Origin of the sequence: Allochromatium vinosum DSM 180 (genome assembly GCF_000025485.1) — a bacterium.
In the GTDB taxonomy this organism is placed as follows: domain Bacteria; phylum Pseudomonadota; class Gammaproteobacteria; order Chromatiales; family Chromatiaceae; genus Thermochromatium; species Thermochromatium vinosum.
The window spans coordinates 1,102,758-1,122,671 of sequence record NC_013851.1; the positions used below are offsets into that span (position 1 = coordinate 1,102,758).

General features: G+C 65.0%; 14 protein-coding genes. 9 read left to right on the plus strand and 5 right to left on the minus strand.

Features of this window, described 5'->3' with window-relative positions:
* The first annotated feature begins 40 nt into the window (after positions 1–40).
* Positions 41–2,476, plus strand: coding sequence for a sensor domain-containing protein (locus tag ALVIN_RS04755; RefSeq protein WP_012970178.1), 2,436 nt, complete (start codon positions 41–43; stop codon positions 2,474–2,476).
* A 20-nt stretch (positions 2,477–2,496) separates the two neighbouring features.
* Here ALVIN_RS04755 and ALVIN_RS04760 read toward each other — a convergent pair whose 3' ends face one another.
* The 4 genes from ALVIN_RS04760 to ALVIN_RS04775 all read right to left on the minus strand — a co-directional run bounded on the left by ALVIN_RS04760 (position 2,497) and on the right by ALVIN_RS04775 (position 5,288).
* The gene (locus ALVIN_RS04760; RefSeq protein WP_012970179.1) at positions 2,497–2,817 is read right to left on the minus strand and encodes a BolA family protein; all 321 of its coding nucleotides are present in this window, start codon (positions 2,815–2,817) and stop codon (positions 2,497–2,499) included.
* Positions 2,818–2,875: 58 nt separating this feature from the next.
* Positions 2,876–3,763 (minus strand): hypothetical protein, encoded by an 888-nt coding sequence (locus ALVIN_RS04765; protein WP_012970180.1) that lies wholly within the window; start codon positions 3,761–3,763, stop codon positions 2,876–2,878.
* Between the two features lie 61 nt (positions 3,764–3,824).
* The gene (locus tag ALVIN_RS04770) at positions 3,825–4,400 is read right to left on the minus strand and encodes an ankyrin repeat domain-containing protein (RefSeq protein WP_012970181.1); all 576 of its coding nucleotides are present in this window, start codon (positions 4,398–4,400) and stop codon (positions 3,825–3,827) included.
* A 63-nt stretch (positions 4,401–4,463) separates the two neighbouring features.
* Entirely contained in the window at positions 4,464–5,288 is an 825-nt protein-coding gene (locus ALVIN_RS04775; protein WP_012970182.1) for an IclR family transcriptional regulator, read from the minus strand.
* Positions 5,289–5,434: 146 nt separating this feature from the next.
* Here ALVIN_RS04775 and ALVIN_RS04780 point away from each other — a divergent pair, with 146 nt between their 5' ends.
* The 4 genes from ALVIN_RS04780 (at position 5,435) to ALVIN_RS04795 (ending at position 11,250) form a co-directional block, all read left to right on the plus strand.
* On the plus strand, positions 5,435–7,687 hold the full coding sequence (locus ALVIN_RS04780; protein WP_012970183.1) for a phosphoketolase family protein: 2,253 nt from the start codon (positions 5,435–5,437) through the stop codon (positions 7,685–7,687).
* A 146-nt stretch (positions 7,688–7,833) separates the two neighbouring features.
* Entirely contained in the window at positions 7,834–9,165 is a 1,332-nt protein-coding gene (locus tag ALVIN_RS04785) for a four-carbon acid sugar kinase family protein (RefSeq protein ID WP_012970184.1), read from the plus strand.
* Between the two features lie 141 nt (positions 9,166–9,306).
* The gene (locus ALVIN_RS04790) at positions 9,307–10,191 is read left to right on the plus strand and encodes an ABC transporter ATP-binding protein (protein ID WP_012970185.1); all 885 of its coding nucleotides are present in this window, start codon (positions 9,307–9,309) and stop codon (positions 10,189–10,191) included.
* 3 nt (positions 10,192–10,194) lie between these two features.
* Positions 10,195–11,250, plus strand: coding sequence for an ABC transporter permease (locus tag ALVIN_RS04795; RefSeq protein WP_012970186.1), 1,056 nt, complete (start codon positions 10,195–10,197; stop codon positions 11,248–11,250).
* Between the two features lie 106 nt (positions 11,251–11,356).
* Here the strand turns inward: ALVIN_RS04795 and ALVIN_RS04800 are convergent, their stop codons facing one another.
* Positions 11,357–14,038 (minus strand): calcium-translocating P-type ATPase, PMCA-type, encoded by a 2,682-nt coding sequence (locus tag ALVIN_RS04800; protein WP_012970187.1) that lies wholly within the window; start codon positions 14,036–14,038, stop codon positions 11,357–11,359.
* 124 nt (positions 14,039–14,162) lie between these two features.
* Here ALVIN_RS04800 and lon point away from each other — a divergent pair, with 124 nt between their 5' ends.
* The 4 genes from lon (at position 14,163) to ALVIN_RS04820 (ending at position 19,900) form a co-directional block, all read left to right on the plus strand.
* The gene (gene lon / locus ALVIN_RS04805) at positions 14,163–16,607 is read left to right on the plus strand and encodes an endopeptidase La (protein ID WP_012970188.1); all 2,445 of its coding nucleotides are present in this window, start codon (positions 14,163–14,165) and stop codon (positions 16,605–16,607) included.
* Positions 16,608–16,753: 146 nt separating this feature from the next.
* A complete protein-coding gene (locus ALVIN_RS04810) occupies positions 16,754–17,011 on the plus strand; it encodes a hypothetical protein (protein WP_012970189.1) in 258 nt (85 codons plus the stop codon).
* Positions 17,012–17,278: 267 nt separating this feature from the next.
* Positions 17,279–18,106 (plus strand): GGDEF domain-containing protein, encoded by an 828-nt coding sequence (locus ALVIN_RS04815; protein WP_223295266.1) that lies wholly within the window; start codon positions 17,279–17,281, stop codon positions 18,104–18,106.
* Between the two features lie 117 nt (positions 18,107–18,223).
* Positions 18,224–19,900 carry a methyl-accepting chemotaxis protein gene (locus tag ALVIN_RS04820; protein WP_012970191.1) on the plus strand — a complete coding sequence of 559 codons (1,677 nt, stop codon included), beginning with the start codon at positions 18,224–18,226 and terminating at the stop codon, positions 19,898–19,900.
* The last annotated feature ends 14 nt before the right edge of the window (positions 19,901–19,914 follow it).

Below are 19,914 nucleotides of genomic sequence, written 5' to 3' on the forward strand. Positions count from 1 at the left end.
GCCTCTCAGATCCACAGGCGAGGACGCCGAGGGTGACGACTTGACTTCAGATATCGACCTTGCACAAGCGCTTATCGATGAGCTGATCGACGCGGTGTGGTTGGTCGATGGGAGCGATCAGCGTCTGCTGGCCGTCAATCGGGCCGCTGAGGAGTTGCTCGGTCAGGGGCGTGCGTCCCTGGTCGGGCGCTCCATGAGTGAACTGGCCTGCACGCCCGAAGATCTGTTCTTCTGGGAGGACGTGGCCGCCGGACGTGGCGATACCCTGCTGTCCGAGACGCTGCTGCGTCGCCAGGACGGCACCCTGGTGACTGTCCTGAGGCGTGTCGGCCGGGTGTCCTGCCCGGATGGCCGATGTCTCTATCTGGCCTGTTTCTCCAACCAGAGCGAGCGGCGTGCGGTCGAGAGCGAACTCGAGAAGCTGGTCGCCGAATTGCGCGCGACCCTGGAATCGAGCGCCGATGGCATTCTGGTCACGGATCTCGATGGGGCGATCCGCAGCTTCAATCAGCGCTTCGCCGAGTTGTGGCGCCTGCCGGCGGCGCTCCTGACCGAGCGCAACGATGCCGGAATCCACGACTGGATGGTGCGCGAGGTGCTCGATGCCGAGGGGTATGCCGCGCGTCTCCAGGCCATCGCTCAGAATCCGTTGCTGGAGGCCTCGGATCTGCTGACGCTGCGCCAGGGGCGCGTGCTGGAGCGCGTGACTCTGCCGCAGTACGCGCGCGGGCGTCCCATCGGGCGCGTCTATGCGTTTCGCGACATCACCCAGCGCCTGCACGACGAGCAGGGTCTGAAGCTCGCGGCGCGCGTGTTCGAGGCCAGTCTGGATGCCATCTTCGTCACGGATCCCGAGTTCAGGATCGTGGCCGTGAATCCAGCGGGCGAGCGCATGACCGGTCTTGCCGGCGCCGAACTCGTGGGCCAGCGGCTCGACCGGTCGCTACGGCTCTGGGCCAACGAGACGCTCGATCCGGACATCCGGGCGGCGCTCGATCGCAGCGGTCACTGGCAGGGCGAGATCGAACAGCACCACGCCGATGGCTCGACCTTTCCCTGTCTGGTCTCGCTGATGCGGGTGCTGGATACCGAGGGACTGCCCTTCCACTATGTCGGGTTCGTCAAGGATCTGTCCGAGACGGTGGAGGCGCGCCAGCGTATCGAGCAACTGGCCTTCAACGATGCCCTGACCGGGCTGCCGAACCGGCTCCGGCTCACCGAGCGGCTGGAGTTCAGCATCGAACTGGCCCGGCGCGAGAACACGCGCTTCGCCGTGCTCTTCATCGACATCGATCGCTTCAAGCACATCAATGACTCCCTGGGGCATGTCTTCGGCGATCGTGTGCTGATCGAGGTGGCGCAGCGCATCCGTCAGTGTCTGCGTCATGTCGACACCATTGCGCGCCTGGGGGGCGACGAGTTCGTGCTGCTGCTGCATCGCGTCGAGTCGCATGGCGCCGAGCTGGTCGCGCGCCGACTGCTGGAGTCCATGGCCCAGCCATTCGAACTCGATGGCCTGAAGTTCTCGCTCTCGTGCAGTATCGGCATCGCGCTCTACCCGGAGGATGGCGAGACACTCGACGATCTGATCAAGAATGCCGACAGTGCCATGTATCACGTCAAAGAGCACGGTCGGGGCGATTGCTGTTTCTATCAGCGTCAGATGAATGTCGGTCTGCTCGAACGGGTGCGGATCGATCACGCCATGCGTGAAGCGTTGCAGCAGGGGCATTTCTGGCTTGCCTACCAGCCGCAGATCGATCTGGTCAGCGGTCTGGTGATCGGGGCCGAGGCCCTGGTGCGCTGGAACGATCCCGATCTGGGCGAACTCGCGCCCGGACGCTTCATTCCCATCGCCGAGGAGACGGGCTTCATCGTCGCGCTCGGTGGCTGGGTGTTGCGCGAGGCGATCCGGCAGGGGGCGCACTGGCAGGCGCAGGGCATCCGTCTGTCGCTGTCGGTGAACGTCTCGGCGACGCAGTTCCATCAGGCCAACTTCATCGACTTGCTGGCGCAATGGCTGGATGAGACGGGATTGCCGCCTGGGCGGCTGGAACTGGAGCTGACCGAGTCCATCCTGATCCAGAACGTCGAGGAAACCCTGCGCCGTCTCGAAAACCTGGTGGCGCTCGGGGTGCGGCTGGCGATCGACGATTTCGGTACCGGCTACTCCAGTCTGGCCTATCTGAAGCGCTTTCCGATCCACAAGCTCAAGATCGATCGGTCCTTCGTGTGCGACATTCCGCACGACGAGAGCGATACCGCCATCGCCACGGCCGTGATCGGTCTGGCCAGTGTGCTCAAGCTGCGCGTGATCGCCGAGGGGGTCGAGACCGACATCCAGCGTCAGTTCTTGTTGGACGCCGGATGCCATGAGTTTCAGGGCTATCTGTGCGCACCGGCCCTGGAGCCGGCGGCCTTTCTGGCGCGGATTGCACAGATCGGTCTGGCCGAGTCGCCCTCTCCATCGCCCTGAAGGCCGTGGGCGCGCCTGGATCAGGCGTCGGCGTTCCTGGAGCCGCCCTGGCAGGGGGGCGAGTCGGGTACACCGCCCTTGGCCTGCCATTCCTCCGGTGTCCAGGTGTGCATGGTCAGGGCATGGAGTCCCTGGCTGAGCTCATCGGCGAGCAACTCATTGAGCCGGCGATGGCGCTCGACCAGCGAGACATCCGCGAACGTCTCACTCACGACCAGGAGCTTGAAGTGGGATTCGGAGTCCGGTGGGACGGCGTGCATATAGCTTTCGTCGACCACGTCCAGATACAGGGGCGCGAGGGTCTCTTGGATCCGGGTCTCGATACGCTGCTTACGGCTCATGATTACGGGATCTCCGTGTTGTGGATCGGTTCGCGGTTCGGTCTCGTTCGCGGTTCGGTCAGCGCTGTCCTTGATTCAGGTCCGGGGGCGGTCGAGCGTCCGCCAGTTCGATGTGCTCGGTGACGAGCCAGCTTCGCGCGGCCTCCAGGAGCCGGTGCTGGATCTCGCGGAGACGCGGATCGCTCAACGCCTCCCGCTCGATGGCTTCCAGACGCCCGTAGAGACTCAGGCGCAGATGCTCGACGGTGCGCACATGGAGCCTCAGATCGTCGAGCAGGCGCGTGAATTCACGGCGTGTCGGCGCCGCCCCGAGCGCCTCGAACAACTGGGTCAGTGCCTCGAAGACGTTCCGGGCATCCGAACCCAGACCGAAATCCGCCGGATGATAAACCAGTTGGCGCTCGGACTGGCGACCGATCCAGAGTCGGAAGCTCTCCTGACGCAGGGCGTGATAGAGCGGTTGCTCCGAGATCAGGACGATCAGCAGCCGGTTGGGATTGGCGAAATAGGAGCCGCCGCGCACCTCCCAGAATCCGTCTTTGATCAGACGGTGGAGACGGATGTGCTCGCGGAAGTCGGCGGCCTGGAGCTGGTCGAGGACCAGCACGGTCGGATCGCCCTCGCTCAGGGCGCAGGCTTCGCTGACGAGGCGGTCGAACGGCTCGATCGGCGGTTCCTCGCGCCCGAGTTCGTCCTGACTCGGCGGCAGTATCACATCCGGCAGCGGCGGATGGGTGTCGGTGAAGTCGTGGTAGAGGATCTGGGGGAAATCGAGCGCGCGGGCGAGGGCGTTGGCGAAGGCCGTCTTGCGCCGTCCGCCGTCGCCCTCGATGTTCAGGGCGCGGATACCGGAGGTCGGCGTTTCGAGCAGGCAGCGCACCTGGAATTCGTAGTCGTCGTTGGACTCGAATCCGTGCGCGTTGAGCTTTTCGGTGAGGCTTGGCATGGGGCCAAGCATAATCGCGACGGCGTTTTAGCCCAAGCGGTTGCGTGGCGGGACGATCGACTCAGCGCAGTAGGGCCAGGATCTCTTCGTGTCCGCCCTCGCGTGCCCAGTCGGCGGCGGTCTTGCCCTCGAAGTCCTTGAGCGTCCGGTCGGCCTGGTGTTCGAGCAATGCCTTGACGCTGGCGACATGGCCTTGCTTGGCCGCCCAGATCAGGGCCGTCCAGCCCATCGTCGACTCCTGATGATCGACCATGGCGCCCTTGTCGAGCAGGCGCTCGACGATGGCGGCATGGTTGTTCGAGGCCGCGAGCATCATGGCCGTATAGCCGCCCGAGTCCATGGCATCGACCTGAGCGCCGGCCTGGAGCAGACGCTCGACGATGGCGGCATGGCCATTGAGCGCGGCCTTCATGAGCGGCGTCCAGTCACAACTGTCGCGCACATTGGGCTGGCGATTGCGGGCCAGGAGTTGCTCGACGGCACTCAGGTCGCCCTGTTCGGCGGACTCGATCAGGGCCATGCCCGGACCATCGGGTGCCATGGCGGTATGCGAGCCGGAGCCTGAATCGGACGGCCCGCATCCGGCCAGCAGTGACAGGAGCGTAACGACGAGGAGGAGTGCGTAGGGCTTGTTCATGGCCGCACATTCTCGTCCTCCGGGTTGGGCCGGCCAATGACAATGCGCAGTCGTCAGGAATTCTCAGGCTCCGGTACGGACCCGTTCGCCATCGGCACGATAGCCGAGCTGAGCCGAAAGGCGGCGTCCGGCATCCATCAATGCCTCGATCCACTCCAGCCGCCGACGCGCGATCGGCGCCGACACCGACAGCCCCGCGCTGACATTCCCCGTCCCGTCGCGGATCAAGACCCCGATGCATCCGACATCGATCTCGGCCTCCTCGTCGTCGAGCGCATAGCCGCGCGCGAGCGATTCGCGACAGGCGTCGATCAGATCGGGCAGGGCGGTGAGGGTGTTGCGGGTGTAGGCGGGCAGGTTGGTGCGCTGGGCATAGGCGCGGATGGCGTCCTCGCCGCCGGCGCCCAGCATCAGCTTGCCGACGGCCGTCACATGCAGGGGCGCGCGCGAGCCGATGAGCTGCTGGACGTGGATCATGCGGTTGGGCGTGGCCTTCTCGATATAGACCACCGAGTCGCCCTCGCGGATGGTGAGATTGATGGTTTCGCCGAAACGGTCGCGCAACGCCTCCATGACCGGGCGGGCGAGGGCGCGCACGTCGAGGTTGCCGTGCAGCCGTACCCCGAGTTGCAGCAGACGCCGTCCGAGTAGGTAGTGGCTGGCGGCGTCCTTCTCGACGAACTGGTTCTGGATCAGGGACGCGAGGATGCGATGGGCGGTCGAGACGTTCAGTCCGGTCTCGGCGGCCAGGATCTTGAGACTGACCGGCTCGGGATAGCGGGCGATGGCGTCGAGCAGGGCGGCGGCGCGGTCGATGACCTGGATGCCTGGGGTGCGCGCGCTGTCTTCCGAAGTGTCGGCGGGTTGAGATGGGGTGTCTTGGCTCATGGCAATGGCTCCATTGATGAAAGCGCATAATTTCGCATAATGAAATCTATCCTTTATTGCGAAAAATCAAGACCGTCTCTACAGTCTCTCCAACGCTAAAGACCAAGCGCCCGACTCAACCGAAACCAACCACGAGGGAGACATCCATGACCCAAGCCGCCACTCCGATCAGTCACAGCGCCGCCAAGCCCGATTTCCGCGACGGCATCCTGCATTTCGGAACACTGCCGGTCGACTTCGAGCACCTGGGCCGGACACCGGCGATCGGCGAGGGTCGCGCGGCCATCGATGCCATCGACGACGCGGCCGTACAACAGACCCAGTGGACGGCCGATACCCTGCGCTATCTGACGCTCCAGCTCTGCGCCTCCAAGCAGTCCGGCCATCCGGGCGGTTTCGCCAGCTCAGCCGATGCCTATGCGGCGCTGGTGATGCTGGGTCATACCAACATCGTCACCGAGGTCGGCCATCACGCGCCCGGTTTCTACAGCGCCATGTTCCTCGACGGCTCGCTGGAATCCATGGGCATCCACACCATGACCGACCTCCAGGCGCGCTTCCGCGAGCGCGACGGGCTGCTGGGGCATCTCTCGGGCGCGGTTCCGGGACTGCTGGCCCCGGCCGGTCCGCTCGGTCAGGGCCAGCACTTCGCCATGGCCGGAGCCTATCTCAATCGCGACCGGCTCTTTCCCTGCACCATCGGTGATGGCGGTCTCGGCGAGCCCTACATCCTCTCGGCCATGAAGCACTTCCACACCGCTTATCCCGAAGTGACCAACTTCCTGCCGGTGCTGGTCTGGAACGGCTACAGCCAGGAGCATCATTCGATGGTGTCGCGGATGGACAACGACGCCATGATCGCCTACTGGCGTGCGCACGACTTCGAGCGCGTGATCCTGATCGACGCCAAGGACTTCGACGACGCGGGGCAGGAGGGGGCTTATGTCGACAGCACGCTCTTCGGTCGCGAGGCACGGCTGGCCTTCTCGCGCGCGGTGCTCGAAGGGGTGCAGGCCGCCGCCGAGTCGGCGCTCGGCGGAACGCTGACGGCGGTGATCCTCAAGCAGCTCAAGGGTGCTGGTGTGCATGCGAGCGGCGCCAAGTCGCACAACCTTTATCCGGGCGACACGGCCGAAAAACCTAACATCGCCGCCGCCTTGGAACGCGGTGCCCTGGCGCCCGAGATCTGGGTGCTGACCCGGACCAATATGAGCCGCGCCGGTGGCGGGCCGGCCGCGCGGACCGTGGTCACGGAGTTCGAGCGCCAGTTGCCCGAGATCGGTCGGCTCCCGCTGCACGAATTCGCACGTGGCGAGCAGGCCGTTCCGGCCAGCGCCCTGGCGAACCTGGTGGCTGAACTGGGTCGACGTGATCCGCAGTTCGTCGTCACCAACGCCGACGGCAACGAAGCCTCGGCCATGAAGGCTATCAACGACGCGCTCAAGATCCGCCATCCGACCGCCGATCCGCTCTACAACCAGTCGCCGAGCGGTCAGGTCTATGAGCCGCTGAACGAAGACGCCTGCGCCGGACTTGCGGCCGGGATCGCGCTCTTCGGCGGGCGGTCGCTGTGGCTGTCCTACGAGAGCTTCGCCATCAACGGCTGGCCGATCGTGCAGACCGTGGGTCAGGCGATGGCCGAGCTACGGCGCAGGACACCGGCGATGGTGTCGATGTTCACCGCCGGTGCGCTGGAGCAGGGCCGCAACGGCTGGACCCATCAGCGTCCCGAGATCGAGAACTACATCGGTGGTCAGGTGCGCAACGGCAACGTCTATCTGCTCTATCCGGCCGACGCCAACATGATCCAGGCCGCCTATGCCTGGGCGGTCGAGCAGTCCAACAAGTGCATCAGCATCGTGGCTTCCAAGTCGGCGTTGCCTGTGCACACCACGCTCGACCAGGCGCGCGAGGCGATCGAGCGCGGGGCGATCTGTCTGTATGAATCGGCGCCTGGGGCGCGTGGGACCGTGGTCTTCGCCGTGACGGGCGACATGGTGTTCCAGCCGGTGTTCGCCGCCAAGGATCGGCTGGAGGCGGCGGGCTATCGGGTGCGCATCGTCGCTGTGGTCAACCCGCGCCGGCTCTATCGCGAGCGCGATGTGGCCTGGTCGCACAGTGCGCAGCCGGATGGACGGTTCATGTCGGATGCGGAGTTCGAGGCGCTCTTCGCGGGGGATGTGTTGATTGGGGTGAGTGGCGGCGGGACCGTGGCTCTGGAGCCGGTGTTGCTGCGCTCGCGGGCGGCGGGACGCGATCTGATCGGCTGGCAGCGCGGCGAGACCACGGCCAGTCCGGCCGAGATCATGGCCTACAACGGCATCTCGCCCGAGAGCCTGGAGCGACGCGCGCTGGAGTTGCTGGACTCCGAAGACGCGCGTCTGGATCGGGCGGCTTAGGTTGGGGCGGGGCGGCTCGGGGTGCGGCTGTCGGGGGGCCGCCGTGAATACATCCCTGTAGGCTTGACGGCCGCATCCCTGCGGCCGACACCCCCCGACAGCCGCACCCCGAGCCTTGTGCCTGAGAACTTTTCGCGGAGCCGCTGATGAACGATTCTCCCAAGACCAAGATCATCGCCATCGACGACGACCCGACCGGCTGTCAGACCGTGCATTCCTGTCTGCTGCTGACGCGCTGGGATGTGGAGACACTCGTCGAGGCGCTGAACGATGAGTCACCGCTGTTCTTCGTGCTGAGCAATACGCGCGGTCTGGATGCCGTGCAGGCGGCGGCCGTGACACGCGAGATCTGTGTCAATCTGCGCGCGGCGCTCGACCGGCTCGCCGGGGATGGGCAGTCGATCCGTCCGTTGATCGTCAGCCGCTCGGATTCGACGCTGCGCGGTCACTATCCGGTCGAGACCGATGTCATCGCTGAGAAGCTTGGCCCCTTCGATGCACATTTCCTGGTGCCGGCCTTCTTCGAGGGCGGGCGGATCACGCGCGATGGGGTGCATTATCTGCTGGTCGACGGTCGGCCGGTGCCGGTCAATGAGACCGAATTCGCGCGTGATTCGGTCTTCGGTTATCGGCACGCCTTTCTGCCCGACTATGTGGCGGAGAAGACCGGCGGGCGCATTCGGGCCGATCAGGTCGAGCGCTTCGGTCTGGACGATGTGCGGGGTGAGATTGGCGCGCGTCTGCTGAGTTTGAACGGGAACCGTTGCTGTGTGGTCGATGCCGAGCGTCAGGCCGATCTCGATGGTTTCGCGCGTCAGGTGCTCGCGGCGGTGGGGGAGGGCAAGCGTTTTCTGTTTCGCAGCGCGGCCAGTTTGCTGACCGCCTTCGCCGCGCTGCCGCCACAGCCGGTCGCGGCACGGTCGATGTCGGCCTATGTGCGCGGCGGACGTCCAGGCGTGGTGCTGGTCGGCTCGCACGTGGCCAAGTCGAGCCGGCAGTTGCAGACCCTGATCGAGACGACCGACGTGGCGCCGGTCGAGATTGATCTGGAGCATCTGGTTCAGGACGAGGCGGGTCTGTTCGACACCATCATCGACCGTCTGGAGACCGCCCAGCACGAGAACCGCAACCTGGTGCTCTATACCAGCCGTGGCGAGCGCCAATTTCCGACCACGGCCGAGCGTCTGGCCTTCGGTGAGCGGGTCTCGGGCTTTCTGGTGCGGATCGTCCAAAACCTGCCGCGCGAAACGGGCTTCCTGATCAGCAAGGGCGGCATTACCTCGAACGACACCCTCAGCCGGGGTCTGGCGCTGCGCACGGCGCGCGTGCTCGGCCAGATCCTGCCCGGCTGTCCGGTGGTGCGCTGTCCGGCCGACCATCCGCGCCTGCCCGAGCTGCCGGTGGTCATCTTTCCGGGCAATGTCGGTGATGACGCCTCGCTGGCTGAGATCTATCGCGTCCTGACGCTTCGCGGCTGAACGAACTCAACGTTTCGGGTATTTTATTTGCGCGGCCCTATCCCTTACATTGAAGGCGGTCGTCTTCCCAACCAGTGGCTTCTGCTACGGATGAAGCCCGATGACATCGAGCCGTGAGCTGAAAACCAAGGAATCCAATCCATGACCGCCCTGATCGAAGCCCGCAATCTGGTCCGTCTCTATCCCGGCGGCGTGCGCGCGGTCGATGGTCTCAGCTTCCAGGTTGCGCCCGGCGAGTGCTTCGGGTTGCTGGGTCCGAACGGCGCGGGCAAGACGACCACGCTCGAAATGCTCGAAGGCATCCAGACCCCGACCTCGGGTCAGGTGCTGTTCAAGGGGCGACCGCTGGGGCGCGACGACCGCGAGTCGATCGGCATCCAGTTCCAGGCCACGGCGCTCCAGGACTTCCAGACCGTCGCCGAGTCGCTGGCCATGTTCGCCAGTCTCTATCGGCGCCGCGCCGATCGCGACGAGCTCATCCGACTCTGTCATCTGGGCGACATCCTCGACCGCGACACCCGCAAGCTCTCCGGCGGCCAGCGTCAGCGGCTACTGCTGGCCGTCGCTCTGGTCAATGATCCCGAGCTGGTGTTCCTCGACGAGCCGACCACCGGACTCGATCCGCAGTCGCGGCGCAATTTCTGGGGCCTGATCGAGCAGGTGCGCCGGCGCGGCACCACGGTGCTGATCACGACCCACTACATGGAAGAGGCCGAGCGTCTGTGCGACCGGATCGCCATCGTCGATCAGGGTCGCATTCTGGTCGAGGGACGCCCGGAGGCGCTGATTCGTGCTGAGTTCCCGGCGCGTCTGATCCGGCTGCCGGATTCGGCCTGGCCGGCCGGTGTGCCGCTGCCGCCCGAGGCTCTGATGCGCAACGGCGAGATCGAACTGCCGACCGATGAGGTCGCACCCCAGCTCGACGAGCTGGAGCGCATCGGCGCCGATCTGAGCGCCCTGCGCGTGGCCACGCCCAATCTGGAAGACCTCTTTCTCAAGCTCACCGGACATACACTCAGGACTTGACCCATGTGGACACGCATCCGCGCCATCCTGGTCGCGCGCAACCGGGAGTTCTACCGCGACCGTGCCGGTCTGGGCTGGAACCTCCTGATGCCGATGCTGATGGTGCTGGCCTTTGCCTTCATCTTCCAGGACGAACAGTCCGATCTGCTCAAGATCGGCGTGCTGACGCCGGGCGGTACGCTGAGCGGGATCGAGTCGTCCGCGCTCGACCTGGAGTATGTGACCTTCGTCCCCGTACCCGTGGCGGATCTGGCGGCAGCCATCGTCAAGGTCGAGCGCCATCAACTGGATCTGCTGCTCGATCCGGGCGCGGCGGCACCGCGCTACTGGGTCAATGGCGATTCGGCCAAGGGTTATCTGGCCGAGCGGCTGCTGCTGGCGGCCGAATCATCAGGGGGCGAGGCCGGCGCCAATATCCGGACCGGCATCGAACCCGAACGCCAGACTCTGAGCGGCGCGGCGCTGCGCTATGTCGACTGGGTACTGCCGGGCGTGCTGGCGATGAACATCATGTTCTCCAGCCTGTGGGGCGTGGGCTGGGTGATCGTGCGCTATCGCAAGAACGGCGTGCTGCGAAGGCTCAAGGCCACGCCGCTGAGTCCCTGGGAGTTCCTGACCGCACAGGTGCTCTCGCGGCTGCTGGTGGTGCTGGGGGCGAGTCTGATCGTCTATCTGGGCGCCGCCTGGCTGCTGGACGTGCCGATGCGCGGCTCCTATGTGGCGCTGGCGCTGGTCTATGTCGCCGGGTCGCTGTGCCTGATCAGTCTGGGCCTGATCATCGCCGCGCGTCTGCGCACCGAGGAACTGGCCGACGGACTGCTCAATCTGCTGTCCTGGCCGATGCTGCTGCTGTCGGGGGTGTGGTTCTCGATGGAGGGCACCAGTGCGCTGGCGCAATGGGTCTCGCAGGCGCTGCCGCTGACGCATCTGGTCGCGGCGGCGCGCGCCGTGATGATCGATGGAGCCGGTGTGGTGGAGGTCTTGCCGGAGATCGGCGTGTTGCTGGCGCTGGCGGTCGCTTTCCTGACCCTGGCGACCTGGATGTTTCGCTGGGAGTGATGGCGGCGTTCTTATTCGGAGGCGGTTAAGGTGCTGATGGTTTCCAAAGCCGCCATCCTGTTCGCAGGGCACGCCTCATAGCGTACCCTGCGGCTTCAGTGCGCGATCAGCTCACCGTGACCGGATTCCCGAACACCCGATTGCGCACCGCCTTGCGGATCAGATCCGCCGGAACGATGAGGATCGCCAGCGCCAGCACCGTCAGCCATTCGCCGAACGACAGACCGACGGTGCGCAGGATCTCGCCGCCGAAGGTGATGAAGAACACCTGGATCGCCATGATCGACGGAATGATGATCGAGAACAGCCGGTTGTCGAGCAGATGCTCGAACAGGTTCAGCCCCTGGGTGCGGGCGTTGAAGGTGTTGAACACCTGCACGAACACGAAGAAGGCAAAGAACGCCGTCAGGAACTTGGCCTGGGCCTCGGGCGTACCGACCGCATAGCCGCCGTCGAACCAGCCCTGCGTCAGATCGCTGGTCAGGAACAGAATGCTGATGGCCGCGATCAACCCGCCATTGATCAGGATCGACGACCACATATCCCGGTTGATCAGCTGCTCGTCGCGCCGCAGCGGCGGTTCGTGCATGTAGCGCCCGAGCGCCGCCTCGCCCGCAAAAGCCAGACCGGCCAGGGTGTCCATGATGATGTTGAGCCACAGCAACTGGGTCATGGTCAGCGGCAGGTCGAAGCCGAAGAACTGCCCCAGGAACACCACCAGGATCGCCGAGACGTTCACGGTCAACTGGAACACCAGGAACTTGCGGATCGACTTGAACAGCGTGCGCCCGTAGAGCACCGCCTTGGTCAGCGAGGAGAAGTTGTCATCGAGGATGACGATGTCGCCCGATTCCTTGGTCATCTCGGTGCCGCTGCCCATCGCGAAGCCCACGTCGGCGTTCTTGACCGCCGGGGCGTCGTTGACCCCGTCGCCGGTCATGCCGACCACCAGATTCAGCTCCTTGGCCAGTTTGACCAGTCGGCTCTTGTCGGTCGGGAAGGCGCGTGCCACCACATAGAGATGCGGCAGGATCTGCTTGACCTCGTCGTCTGAGCGTTCGCCCAGCTCGGCTGAGGTCATGACGATGGCCTGCGGGTCGTCCTCCAGCAGACCCACGTCCTTGGCGATCGCCTGCGCCGTCTCCTTGGCATCACCCGTGATCATGACGACATGGATGCCTGCCTGCTTTGCGGTCTTGACCGACTGATAAGACGTCGTGCGCAGTTCGTCGCGCATCCCGAACACGCCGACCAGGGTCAGCGACTCGGGCAGGGCGTTGGTCTCGGAGTCGATCGGCGTCTCGGTGACGGCGACTGCCAGCAACCGCATGGCACGCGCCGAGAGTTTGCTCATCGCCGCCTGGAGCGGCGCCGGATCGCTCAGTTCATGGACCTTGCCCTCGCCGTCGAGCCGGCGCACGCAGTTCTTCAGAATGACTTCCGGCGCGCCCTTGACCAGGGTCAGCGCCCGCTCGCCGCGTACCTGGGTGGCCGAGAACTTGCGGCTGCTGCTGAACGGGATCATGTCCACGACATCGGAATTGTTCGTCGCCAGATAGGGCGTGACGAAGCGCAGCAGCGCCTGCTCGGTGCGGTCGGCGCCGACCAGCTTGGGATCACTGGGGTCACTGGCATCGATCACGGCACTGGTGTTGTTGCGCAGCGCAAAGCCGGCCTCGTCACGCAGCGCCTGCGGAATGGCTTCCAGCGACTCGAAACGCTCGCCGGTCCCGGTCAGGAAGGCGCTCACCGACAGCTTGCCCTGGGTCAGGGTGCCGGTCTTGTCGGTGAACAGCAGATTGAGACTGCCGGCGGTCTCGATGCCGAGCAGCTTGCGTACCAGCACCTTTTCGCTCAGCAGCTTCTTCATGTTGATGGCCAGCACCATCGCGATCATCATCGGCAGCCCCTCGGGCACCGCGACCACGATGACGATGATGGCCAGGATCAGCGCCGTCACCACGTCACTGACGATGAGACCGATGTCCTGTGCCCAGTAGCTCTCCAGTCCGCCGCCTTGCAGGAAGACGTTGTTGAACATGAAGGCCAGGAAGATGAAGGTGGCCCCAACGTAACCGAAGGTGGCGATATGGCTGCCGAGCACCGTCAGCTTGTGCTGGAGCGGCGAGAGCCGGTCCTCGGCCGAGAGCAGTTCCTTCATGGTCTGACCATAGCGGGTCTTGTCGCCCACGGCGGTGGCGCGCATCACGCACTCGCCGTCGACCAGCAGCCCGGCGCGCGACAGACGGTGCTCTTCGGGCGCGGCTTCATCGGCCGTGCCAGCGGGCAGAGCGCTCTTTTTGACCGGCTCGGACTCGCCGGTCAGCGCCGCCTCGTCGACCTCGGCATGACCGCCGATCAGCAGGCCATCGGTGGGGACGGTGTCGCCCGGTTGCAGCAGCACATGATCGCCGACCACCAGATCATTGATCGGGATCTCGGTCAGATGGCCGTTGCGAAACACCTTGACCCTGATCAGCGAGGCTTCCTCCAGCAACCGCTGGAAGGACTGTTCGTTGCTGTACTCCGACCAGGTGGCGACGAAGGTGGCGATGACCACCGCAAAGGCGATACCGACGCTCTCGTACCACTCGGCATAGCCGAGGAAGGTCAGGAGCACCGTGATCGCGAGCGCCACGATCAGGATGATGATGATCGGATCCTTGAGATTGCCGAGCAGTTTGTCCCAGAAGGTCTCGGTCTCCTGGCTGGCGACGGCGTTGGATCCATGCTGGGCGCGCGAGCGCTCGGCTTCTTGGTCGGTCAGTCCCGGATAGCTGAACTTCATGGCAGGGAATCTCCGTCAGCATGAGTGAGGAACGGGGCGTCTATCTTACCGCCGCTTGCAAATCGGCGGCGAAAACCTGAAATTGGCCACTCCTGTGTGTGGTATTTCGAGTGAGGCCAACAGCATGTCGGATGAGGATCAGGTGACGAACGCAGAGCACGACGAGACCCTGGAATCGAGCGCCAATCAGGATCTGGAGCAGGATCAGGAGACCGATCAGGAATCGACCCCGATTCAACTGGCGCGCGCCAATGACGTGCTGCCCGGCGAGATCCATCTGCTCCCCGTCGCCTCGCGTCCCTTCTTTCCCGGTCAGGCGGTGCCGCTGATGATGTCGGCCGAACCCTGGGCGCCGACCATGAAGGCGGTAGCCAAGACCGATCACAAGATCCTCGGCGTGGTGCTGGTCGACAGTGAGACCTCGGAAGAGGCGACCACCGAGAGCTTCAGACAGATCGGCACCGCCTGCCGGGTGCATCGCATCCATCAGCAGGACGGGCATCTGCAAGTGCTGGTCGAGTGTCTTCAGCGATTCAAGATCGAGGGCTGGGTGCATCCGGAGACGCCGTTCCGCGCCCGCGTGACCTATCTGCCCGAGCCGGAAGGACCGCCCAACGGCGAGGTCAAGGCCTATGCGATGGCGGTCATCAACACCATCAAGGAGCTGCTGCCGCTCAATCCGCTCTATGTCGAGGAGCTGCGCATGTTCCTCGACCGATTCGGCCCCGACGATCCCTCGCATCTGGCCGATTTCGCGGCGAGTCTGACCACCTCGACCAAGGATCAGCTCCAGGAAGTCCTGGAGATCCTGCCGCTTCTGCAACGCATGGAAAAGGTGCTGGTCCTGCTCAACAACGAGCTGGAACTGGCCCGCGCCCAGCAGAAGATCCGGCGCACGGTCGAAGAGAAGATGCACAAGCAGCAGCGCGAGTTCTTCCTGCGCGAGCAGCTCAAGGCGATCCAGAAGGAGCTGGGCATCGCCAAGGACGACCGCACCGCCGAGATCGACAAGTTCCGCGAACGGCTCGAAAAGCTCACCCTGACCGAGCAGGCCCAGAAGCGCGTCGACGAGGAACTCGACAAGCTCGGGATGCTGGAGACCGGTTCGCCCGAGTATGCCGTCACCCGCAACTATCTGGACTGGATCACGCTTCTGCCCTGGGGCAAGCATTCCGACGATATCCTCAACCTCAAGCGCGCGCGGCGCATCCTCGACCGCGATCACTACGGCCTGGAGGACGTCAAGGAACGCATCCTCGAATTCCTCGCCGTCGGCATCCACAAGGGCGAGATCTCCGGCTCCATCATCCTGCTGGTCGGCCCGCCCGGCGTGGGCAAGACCTCGATCGGACACTCGATCGCCGACGCGCTCGGACGGCGTTTCTATCGCTTCTCGGTCGGCGGCATCCGCGACGAGGCCGAGATCAAGGGGCATCGTCGCACCTATATCGGCGCCATGCCGGGCAAGTTCCTGCAAGCCATGAAGGAGGCCGAGACCTCCAACCCGGTGATCCTGCTCGACGAGATCGACAAGATCGGCGCCTCCTACCACGGCGACCCTGCCTCGGCGCTGCTCGAAGTGCTCGACCCGGAGCAGAACACCGACTTCCTCGACCATTACCTGGATCTGCGTTTCGACCTGTCCAAGGCGCTGTTCGTCTGCACCGCCAATCAGCTCGACACCATTCCGGGACCGCTGCTCGACCGCATGGAGGTCATCAAGCTCTCGGGCTACATCGCCGAGGAGAAGCTCCAGATCGCCAAAAAATATCTGCTGCCGCGCCAGATCGAGCGCGCCGGAATCGGCAAGAAGGCGGTCAAGCTCGACAGCGCGACCCTGCGCGCCCTGATCGAGCGCTATGCGCGTGATGCCGGGGTGCGCCGGCTGGAGAAACAGCTCGGCAAGATCGTGCGCAAGGTCGCGGTGCGGATGCTCGAAGGCGAGGAGACCCCGATCCGGGTGCGCGAGCAGGATCTCAAGGGCTATCTCGGAAGCCCCGTGTTCCGCGACGAGCGCAAGCTCTCGGGACCGGGCGTGGTCACGGGGCTGGCCTGGACCGCCATGGGCGGAGCGACGCTCTCGATCGAGGCGGCGCACACCCACAGCTTCACGCGCGGTTTCAAGCTCACCGGCCAGCTCGGCGACGTGATGAAGGAATCGGCCGAGATCGCCTACGGCTATGTCGTCAGCCACGCCCAGGACTTCGGGGTCGACCCCGCGTTCTTCGAGAAGTCCTTCATCCATGTTCATGTCCCGGCCGGTGCCACGCCCAAGGACGGCCCCTCGGCCGGCATCACCCTGGCCTCGGCACTGCTGTCGCTGGCGCGCAACCAGCCGGTGCGGCGCATCGCCATGACCGGCGAGATCACTCTCACCGGCGAGGTGTTCCCGGTCGGCGGCATCCGCGAAAAGCTCATCGCCGCCCGTCGTGCCGGGATCAAGGAGATCATCCTGCCCGCCGACAATCAGGGCGACTTCGAGGAAGTCCCCGAGCATGTGCGCAAGGGGCTGGAGGTCCATTTCGCCTCGCGCTTCGAGGACGTGCTGCCCTGGCTGTTCAAACGCTGAGACGGGCCGGCTGAACCGCGACGCCGCACCGGCTCAAGGAATCGCACGGCACGCCGATACACTCGCCATGTAGGCGGGTGCGGGTGTCGGCGATAGGGCCGACCCGACCCCAGGTCAAATCATCGGCATCTTGCCTGGAGTCAGCGGTGAACAAGAGACTGGAACGCGCCGCCCCCACGGCGGCGGGCACGAGGGCCGTGGTCGAGCCGATCGCGGCCCACTGGCAGGACGAGCGGTTGTGGCTGGAACTCGTCTCGGACCCCAAGACCCGTCACTGGACGGTGTGTGTGCGCGATGAGTTCGGGCATCGGGTGCAGCGTCATCTCGGGTTGGATCGGGCACTGGACATGCTGGCCTGTGGCGTGCGCGGTTGTGCCCGGCCCTTCGGCTGGAGGGGGGCCTGAATGTCGGTCGAGACGCCGGTTTTACGTCGGCAGCCGGGCTTGAGCGTCAGTGAGCCGTCGTTTCAGGTCCGGATCGGGTGCCATTCCGCTCAAATACAGCCTGGGAGTCAGTTGGCACATATTTCGCCTCGCCTGGAACATGGCTCATCTTTCCGGGGGCGTCATGTGTCACCGAATCCGCAAACCGATCCGTCGCGACTGGCGCTCGTTCCCACGGCGGGGCCCAGCCGCCGTCAGCCGCCCGAGACGATCGACACCATCCGTTTTTTGCAAGCCGTTACCGCCTCGCTGGATCTGGAGGAAGTGCTCGGGGCGCTCAACGAGTTCCTGCATCAGGCGTTCGAGCATGGCGGCTGGGAGTATCATGGCCCGGGCGACGACTGCCGTCTGACGGGTGGCCAGTCCGATCGCCACCGGCTCGAATACAGCCTGACCCTCAACGGACAGGCGCTGGGTGCACTCAGACTCATGCGCGGTCGGCGCTTCTCCGAGGACGATCAGCAGCGCATCGAGGGGCTGCTGGCACTCGCCGCGCCCGCCATCCAGAACGCCCTGCGTTTCTCGCACGTCAACCGGCAACTGGAGCGCGACCCCCTGACCGGACTCGGTAATCGCCGCGCCCTGTCGGTCCAGGGCGAGCAATGGCTGGCCGACAGCGTGCGTCATCACCATCCGCTCTCGATGCTGGCTCTGGATCTGGACCGCTTCAAGGCCGTCAACGACACTTACGGCCATCCAGTCGGCGACCGCGTGCTGTGCCGGGTCGCCGAGACGCTGATGGCCGTGACGCGCACGGCCGATCTCTGCGTGCGTCTGGGAGGCGACGAATTCGTCGTGCTCTTGCCCGAGACCGGCCTGAGGGCCGCCCTGGACTGTGCCGAGCGCATCCGTAGCGCACTGGCACAACACTGCATCACAACCGAATCCGGTTCGTGCATCGCAATCAGCGTGAGCATCGGTGTCGCGACCCTGCAACCCGACATGAGCCTCGATCAGCTCTACCACCAAGCCGATGCCGCGCTCTATGCGGCCAAGCAGGCGCGCGACGCCGATCCATCGCCCCCCGTCCAGCCAAACATCGAAGCCCTGCGATAAGCGCTTGCGGGCGCAAGGAGTGATGGGATCGACACCGCTCGACGACGACTTCGTTTAGACTGTCCCGCCATGTTCGCCTCATCATCCCTCCACACAAGCCTCGGGACAGCAAGTAGTATGTTGAAGAACACTCGATTGAGCGTGAAGCTGGCCGCCAGTTTCTTGGCGATGGCGGTGATCCTATTGATCCTTGGTGTCCTGGGCATCAGGGGTGAGCTGAGTATGCGTGATCATCTCGTCGCGATGAGCCAGGAGAGCCTGCCGGCGATCGTGCAGCTCAATCGGCTCAACTACGAGCGCGCTCAGATCCGCAGTCAGACTTATGAGACTAAGGGACTGACGACCTGGGGACCGCGCACACGAGAACTGCTCGAACAGGTTCTGCGCCAGCGTGTCGCCTCCTGGACCATCGTCGAGGACGCGCTCGCCCGACTCGAGACGCTCCCGCAGTCCGTCAGTGAGCAGGCCGTCTTCTCAGCCCTCAAGACCGATTACGCGAGTTGGCGCGAGCATTACGCCGAACTCGATCGCCTGACGCGCGGGATGCTCGACGCTCAGGATCAGGACACCTATTCCGCTCTGCTTGCACAATTTGCACAACGGGTCGACGAGAGCTTCCTGGTCTCCGACCGGGTCGGCGTACTCATCGAGTCCCTGGTCGCACTCAGAAACACGTCATCCGGCGACAGGCTGACGCAGGCGCTCAAGGAGGGTGATGTCATGGTCATGCTCTATGGCATCGGCATGGCCATGGGCCTGGCGCTGGCGGCCATCCTTGGTTTCCTCATCACCCACAGCACACTGCGCCAGTTGGGCGGCGAGCCGGCACGGGTGGTGGCCATCGTCAACCAGCTCGCCGAGGGCGATCTGACGACCCGTATCCAGCTGCGTCCCGGAGACGAGACCAGCCTCATGGCGTCCATGGCGCGCATGGTCGAGAGCATGCGTCGCGTCCTGCGGGACGTCTCCAATGCCAGTTCGCAGGTGTCCGCTGCGGCCGTCGAACTTTCGGCCACCAGCGAGGAGACCAACCAGCAGGTGCGCGTCGAGCAGTCCGAGACCGATCAGGTCGCCACCGCCATGAACGAGATGACGGCCACGGTCGAAGAGGTCGCGCGCCACGCCGCCGCCGCCGCGCGCGCCGCGCAGGACACCGATCGCGAGACCGAGGCCGGCGGCCAGGTGGTGGCGCAGACGATCTCGGCGATCGACCTGCTGGCGCAGGAGGTCGAGTCGGCCAGTCAGGTGATCGCGCGGCTCTCCGAGGACAGCACCGAGATTGGCGCCGTGCTGGACGTGATCCGGGGTGTGGCCGAGCAGACCAATCTGCTGGCACTCAATGCCGCGATCGAAGCGGCGCGTGCCGGCGAGCAGGGACGCGGCTTCGCCGTGGTGGCCGCCGAGGTGCGGACTCTGGCCAGCCGGACCCAGTCCTCGATCCAGGACATCCAGGAGAAGATCGAGCGGGTGCAGAACGGCTCGGCGGGTGCGGTCGCGGTGATGGCCAAGGGCCAGGCGATGGCGCGCGAGAGCGTGGCCCAGGCTCAGCGTGCCGGCGAATCGCTCCAGGCCATCAGCGCCGCCATCACCAGCATCAACGACATGAACCGCCAGATCGCCAGCGCCGCGGAGGAACAGACAGCGGTGGCCGAGGAGATCAACCGCAACATCCACACCATTTCCACGACGGTCGATCAGACCGCCGCCGGCGCGGCCCACATCGCCAGTGCCAGCGATGAGCTGGCGCGGCTGGCCAGTATGCTCCAGGAGCGGGTCGCGCGGTTCAGGCTCTGAGGCTGGAGAATCCC